At 62.1% G+C, this 6,529-nt stretch carries 7 protein-coding genes; 3 read left to right on the plus strand and 4 right to left on the minus strand.

All coding sequences use genetic code 11. The features are described 5' to 3' along the window. Positions 1-53: 53 nt before the first annotated feature. Complete coding sequence (locus ACTHL0_RS08665; protein WP_440566318.1) at positions 54-707, plus strand: exonuclease; 654 nt, start codon at positions 54-56, stop codon at positions 705-707. A 90-nt stretch (positions 708-797) separates the two neighbouring features. Next, positions 798-1,256, plus strand: a complete 459-nt coding sequence (locus ACTHL0_RS08670; RefSeq protein WP_115534067.1) for an Lrp/AsnC family transcriptional regulator — start codon at positions 798-800, stop codon at positions 1,254-1,256. Between the two features lie 10 nt (positions 1,257-1,266). Here the strand turns inward: ACTHL0_RS08670 and ACTHL0_RS08675 are convergent, their stop codons facing one another. The 3 genes from ACTHL0_RS08675 to ACTHL0_RS08685 form a co-directional block, all read right to left on the minus strand. Next, a complete protein-coding gene (locus ACTHL0_RS08675) occupies positions 1,267-2,457 on the minus strand; it encodes a cation diffusion facilitator family transporter (protein ID WP_440566319.1) in 1,191 nt (396 codons plus the stop codon). 317 nt (positions 2,458-2,774) lie between these two features. After that, entirely contained in the window at positions 2,775-3,074 is a 300-nt protein-coding gene (locus tag ACTHL0_RS08680; protein WP_440566320.1) for an H-NS histone family protein, read from the minus strand. Between the two features lie 422 nt (positions 3,075-3,496). Next, a complete protein-coding gene (locus tag ACTHL0_RS08685; protein ID WP_440566321.1) occupies positions 3,497-4,162 on the minus strand; it encodes a HugZ family protein in 666 nt (221 codons plus the stop codon). 265 nt (positions 4,163-4,427) lie between these two features. On the opposite strand from ACTHL0_RS08685, the gene ACTHL0_RS08690 reads away from it, so the two are divergent. Then, entirely contained in the window at positions 4,428-5,546 is a 1,119-nt protein-coding gene (locus ACTHL0_RS08690) for an MFS transporter (protein WP_440566323.1), read from the plus strand. A gap of 183 nt (positions 5,547-5,729) precedes the next feature. Here the strand turns inward: ACTHL0_RS08690 and ACTHL0_RS08695 are convergent. Beyond that, on the minus strand, positions 5,730-6,529 hold an 800-nt coding region (locus ACTHL0_RS08695), incomplete at its 5' end, for a branched-chain amino acid ABC transporter substrate-binding protein (RefSeq protein ID WP_440566322.1).

Here is a 6,529-nt window from a genome sequence, read left to right on the forward strand (position 1 = left end):
ACGTTCGGCGAGGAGCGGCGCACGAATCCTTATGTCGCCGATGGAGTGAGCGCGTGACATCCGAAATCTACGTCAGCACCGATATCGAGGCCGACTGCCCGATCCCCGGGCCACATTCGATGTTGAGCTTCGCATCGGCGGCCTATACCGAGGACAAGCAGCTGATCAGCACGTTCTCGGCCAATCTCGAAACGCTGCCCGGCGCGCAAGCCCATCCCGTGCAAGAGGCCTGGTGGAAAACGCAGCCCGAGGCGTGGGCCGCCTGCCGTCAGGATCTGCGGCGCCCCGAGGAGGCGCTCACGGCTTACGTCCAATGGGTCGAGGCACTACCGGGCAAGCCTGTGTTCGTTGGTATGCCCGCCGGCTTCGACTTCTCGTTCATGTTTTGGTACATGATGCGGTTTACAGGGCGTTGTCCGTTCTCGTGGTCTGCACTCGATATCAAGACACTCGCCTTCGCCATGACGGGGCTGCCGTATCGCAAATGCATCAAGCCGCGCATGCCGAAACATTGGTTTGACGATCACCCGCATACCCATGTCGCGCTGGACGACGCAATCGAGCAAGGCGCCCTTTTCTGCAACATGCTCAAGGACTTGCGCGCGATACAGAAGACGGCCGCAACGGCCGCCGAGGCGAAAGCGCGTGCGGATGAGGTAGCGCAAGCCGGGATAAGTCAAAACGACGCCGAGAGCCCGCCTAATTAGGTAAAATCCCTCGATCTGAGGCCATTTGATTGCCTTTGTTTTCTTCCGCCACTAATATCGGTTTCAGTGGCTGTCGTAATGGAGGCGCGGATGGCGCTCGACACGTTTTCTCAAAAAATCCTGCGCCTGTTGCAGCTCGATGCGCGGCGCTCGGTGCAGGAAATCTCCGACCAGGTCGGGCTGTCGAGTACGCCGTGTTGGCGGCGCATCAAGGACATGGAGCAGTCGGGCATCATTCAGCGCTACACGGCGCTGCTCGATCGCGAAAAGCTCGGCCTGCATGTCTGCGCGCTCGCCCATATTCATTTGACTCGTCATACCGAAGGTGGCGTCGAACAGTTCGAGCGCGAGATTTCCACCTGCCCCGAAGTGACCGAGTGCTACAGCACAACGGGCGAAGCCGATTACATCCTCAAGATCGTCGCACCCGACATCAAAGCCTACGATGCGTTCCTGCACGATCGCATCTTCAAAATCCCCGCCGTCGCACAGGTTCGCACGAGCGTCGTGCTACGCGAGATCAAATTCGATACGCAGTTGCCGCTCTGACTCGCCTCGATCAAACGTGCCCCTGCGCGCGTACCTTCGCCGCCCCGAGCTCGCGCTGCAGCGTCACGTTGCGCGCCCCCAGTTTGGCCTTCAGCGCAGTCAGGTCAACCCGCTCGATGAGTTCGGCGTCGTGCTCGCGATCGGCCAGTGCGTCGGCGGCAAGGGTGATCTCGACGTCCAGCCCCGTGCTGAGGTAGTGCACGTTCAAGGCCGACTTTCGTAGCCCGTATTTGCCCAGCTCGGCATCGACCAGCGCCATGACCGCTGCACGCGCGGGCAGGCGCGCCGGCGGATGCGCCACCGCATCGTTTTCCGGATCGACGTGAATCAGTGCATCGAGGACGCGCTTGTCGGTCATGACTTGCGCACGCGCGGATTCCGCGATGTAGTGCCCCTCGGAGACGGAGATGAACGGGTCGACGAGGATGTGCGCATCGACAAGCGCGAGATCCCCCGTCTTGCGCGTGCGCAGTTCATGCACGTCGCGCACGCCGGGCGTGGCGATCAGCAACCGGCGGATATCCGCGGTCGCGGTTTCGTCGAGTGCCCGATCGGAAAGGTCTTGCAGCGCGTCCCAACCGAACACCCATCCCATGCGCGCCACCAGGAAGCCGACGATCGCGGCGGCGATCGGGTCCAGCAAACGCACCCCGAACAAGCTGCCCACAATACCGACGGCCACGACCAGCGATGAAGCGGCATCCGAGCGCGCATGCCAGGCATTGGCGATCAGCATCGCCGAACGCACGCGTTCCGCCTGACGCAGCATGAACCGGAACAGCGCCTCTTTGGAGACGAGCACGAGCACCGCCACCACCAGCGCGCTGACGTGCACGGCCGGAATGCTTTCCAAATCCGCCAGCCGCGTGCCGGCACGCCAGAGCATCCCAACGCCCACCGCGACGAGCAGCGCGCCTAGAAACAGCGACGCGACCGTCTCGTATCGGGCGTGCCCGTAATTGTGGTCGGCATCGGGTTTCTCAGCGCTGGCGCGATTTGCGATCAGCACGATGAAGTCCGATATGAGATCGGCCAGCGAATGGACACCGTCCGCGATCAACGCCTGCGAATGGGCGAAGAAACCTATCGTGACCTGCAAACTCATCAGGACGATGTTGACGCCGACGCTCGCGAACGTGCTTTTACGCGCGACGGCTTGTTTTTCTCCGGACTGGAGTTCGATGGTGGGATGGACGTGCATCGGAAACGGTAGGCGACAGGTTGTTTACCGTTTGATTGTATCAAGCGCAGCGCGGCAGCGTTGTGACAGCTGCGCCGTTTCCCCTTTCGAATCAAAAGCTTATGAGAACGCAACGCATTCTTATTCGCGTCCCGGCCCCGGGGGTTGCACGCGCTGTGATTCCAGTCATTGGAACAGACAGGGAATAGATAGCCGCTTATGAAATCGAGAATTCATTAGACGAATAAAAACCGCGCACCCTAATGGGTCACGCGGCTCTCTTTTTTGGCGCTGCCCGTCATAGCGCTGGCGCGCCAGCAGCTATTCCGATCGGCCTATTACTTCTGAATCAGGAACTGATCACGATCCTGACCGGCAATCCACCGGGGCGGCTTGCCGCGGCCCGACCACGTATTGCCGCTCGCGGGATCGCGATATTTCGGCGCCACGCCAGCGCGCGGACGACCCACCTTGCCATGCTTGCCACGACCGCCGCCGAGTTCGGCCAGCGTAATGCCGTAGTCTGCCATTTTCTGTTTGATTTCGTTCAGCACTTCGGCGTATTCATGCGCCTTCGCCTCTTCGATCTGCTTCTCCAGCTTCTCTCGTTGAGCGAGAAGTTCCTTGTAAGAAGACATATGTTCCCTTGTGGTTTCGATAAATGGCGCCGATCTCTGGCCGGTTTTGCCACCTGAATGCTAGTGCCTCGGAGATTCGGAAGCGAGATTAGCACAAAAGGCGAGCGAACGAAAAGCCCGAAAAGACCATCATCGCGAAATAACTTTGATCCATTTGTTTCACTCATTCGTCGTCGGTCCGGCCATCTCAATATACTCAATGCAAGTGGCGTCTCATATTTCCTTACAGTGAGCGGGGAATGTTCTGACATCTTTCAAGCCGTGAGACTGATCGACATACTCCCGTCAAAAGTTTTCATAGTATGACAGGATCCTGCACCAGCGCGGGAAGCAGGGCGCCCAATCCTTCCTACTCCTTTCATCAGCTACATCGCGACATCACCCATTTCCCTATTTGAGATATACGAAGGTATACCGACGAGCTAATCGGTCTGTTCCGCAATGCACTGTGCCAGTGCTTCTTCCAGGGCGGATAGATCCGTTTTCGCGGAATCGAACGTACAGCGCCGTCGATGCCCGTCCACTTTCAAATCGGCCCCGTATCGATCGACGCCCGCCAATCGCACAAGCCCCGGGCGGCTCACGTGTCGGTCGAAGTATTCGATTAACACGGTTTCATCTTCCTCCTTCAACGGTTCGAGCGGATCGAGTTCTTCCGCGTCGAGCCATCCCATTGCGCCGAATCCGCCGATGTACCGCATCCGCTCGATTTCCAGCACGCGAAACGAAAAATCGCCTAACGCAAGGTATCGTTCGGCATCGGGGTGATACCGCAAATAACGGCGCACCAGCGACGGTTCGAGCCCGCCGGGCACGAATCGGCCCAGCAAAGTCAGGCGTTCGCCGTTCAAGACGTCCTCGTTGGGCGGGGAATCGACGACGAGAAACCCCGCTCGCGCGTCGGCTTCGAGATTGCGCGCATGCTCGGCAAGGCGGCTGACGAGCACGACGGGCCGATGCCGTGCGTCGGGTGCGAACGGCAACGCTGTCGGATACGGATAGCCGAGCGGTTCGCGCGCATGCGTCGCCAAAACGCCGGTCGGCTTGCGATGCAGTAGATGAAGCGGTGCATGGGCGGAAATGTGCATGTTCGTGTCCCCGGTCTCAGGTTGCGGCGCCTACCCGGCGAGGTATCCGGACGTCCGTTAGAATCGGCGCTTCCCATGCATCGTAGCGTTTGCGCGCAGTTTTCGCGGCCCGGATTTCGCGCGTTCCGCCCCTAAGTCTCAATCAACGCCAACTCAACGCTCAACTCAACGCTCAACCTACGTGTCGCAAACCACTTCCTCGCAGGCGCCCGCCGCGCACCGCAATCTCGCTCCCGCCGCTCTGCGGCGCGCCCGGTACGCCACGATGGCGCTGTTTTTCATCGCCGGCATGGCGTACGCGTCATGGGGCGTGCACGTCCCCACCGTACGCGACAAGTTCCACCTTGACCCGGCCGCCCTGTCGCTCGCGTTGTTCGTACTGACCGGCGGCTCGATCGCCGCCACCCTCGGCAATGCGAAATGGATTGCGCGCGCCGGCACGCGCAAGGCCTGTCTCGTCGGCGGGGTCGTGATGTCGGGCAGCTTGGCCCTGATTCTGATCGCACCGACGTTCGCCACGATGTTGCCGGTGCTCGCCGCGTTTGGCGCCGGGATGGCGACGATGGACGTCGCGATCAACGCCGAGGCCAGCGCCGTCGAGCAGGCGCTCGGGCGGCCCATCATGTCCTCGCTGCACGGCATGTTCAGTATCGGCGGGATGTTCGGGGCCGCCGCGGGCGGTGTGGCGCTCGCCCATGGCCTGTCGAGCGTGCTCCATCTGCTGCTGGCCGCGGCGGCCTGCGCGGGGGTGCTCGCGCTCGCCTGCCCCGCCGTGCTGCCGCCTGTGCCGCATACCGATAGCCCCCATGAGCGTGCGCGTTCCAGCCGCTGGCGCTCGCCCGTGCTGTGGGCGCTGGGTGCCGTCGCGCTCATCGCGTTGATCGCAGAAGGGGCGATGTACGACTGGGCCGCCGTCTATATGCGCGACATCGTGCATTCGACGCCCGCCTTCGCCAGTGCAGGCTATGCGGCGTTCACGGGGGCCATGGCCGCCGGCCGCTTCGCAGGCGACGCCGTGCGCGCGCGCTTCGGGGCCGTGCCACTGGTGTTCGCCAGCGCAGCGCTGGCCTGTGCGGGGATGGTCGGCGCGCTCGTCCTGCCGTTTTCCGTCACGGCGCTGATCGGCTTCGCGATGATGGGCCTCGGGCTCGCGAATATGATGCCTGTGCTGTTCGCCGCCGCCATGCGCGTCAAAGGCATTCACGCCGCGGAAGGGCTCGCGCATGTGGCGAGCATCGCCTATGTCGGCTTGTTGTTCGGGCCGGTTCTGATCGGCGGTGTCGCTCAGGCCACCAATCTTTCCATCGGGCTCTCGGTCGTCGCGGTCTGCGCGGCGCTCGTCGCCTTTATCGGGCCACGCGTGCTCAAGCGGCTCGGCGTTTAAGCGCCGCGGCGCATCCGCCGCAGATCCGCCGCCAGGCAACACGGTACGCCTGTGCTCGGCAGAGCACCCAAATACAAAGGGCGCGCACGCTGTTCGCGTCCGCGCCCTTCGATCCCTTTCGGAGGCAACCGGCCGCCTGGCAGCCCGCCACCCCCGAACGGTTCGGCCTAAGCCGATCGATGATTACAGCTTCACTTCGTTCAGCAGCGTCTTCTTGCCGTCCTTGTAGTGGTACAGCGAGATCACGCCATGCTTCAGATCGCCCTTCGAATCGAATTGCGTCTCGCCGATCACGCCCTTGTAGTCCGTCGACGGCATCGCCGCGAGGATCTTCGCCGGATCGGTCGAGTTCGCACGCTTCATCGCGTCGACGATGATGTACACGGCGTCATACGTGAACGGTGCGTAGATCTGGATCGGCACACCGAAACGCGCCTTGAACTTCGATTGGAACTCTTCGCCCGCCTTGCCCATCTTCTCGAGCGAGCGGCCTGCCTCCGAGCACACGATGTTGTCGGTGGCGTCGCCGGCCAGCGTCGAGAGCTGATCGGTACACACGCCGTCACCCGCGAGGATCTTCGCCGTGATGCCGAGCTGCTTCGCTTGCTTGGCGAACGGGCCGCCAGTGGCGTCCATACCGCCGTACATGATCGCGTCGGGGTGTTCGCCCTTGATCTTCGTCAGAATCGCGCGGAAATCCACGGCCTTGTCGTTCGTCGCGTCATGCGAGAGCACCGTCATACCGAGCGACGTCGCCGTCTTCTCGAATTGGCCGGCCAGGCCTTGGCCGTAAGCCGTGGCGTCGTCGACAATCGCGACCCGCTTCAGCTTCAAATCCTTGGCTGCGTAGTTGGCGAGCGCCGGGCCTTGCTGCGCGTCCGTCGCGACGATGCGGAACGTCGTCTTGAAGCCTTGTTGCGTGTATGCCGGGTTCGTTGCCGACGGCGTGATCTGCACGATGCCCGCATCGCTGTAGATCTTCG

It is taken from the genome of Trinickia sp. (assembly GCF_051961175.1).
Taxonomy (GTDB): domain Bacteria; phylum Pseudomonadota; class Gammaproteobacteria; order Burkholderiales; family Burkholderiaceae; genus Trinickia.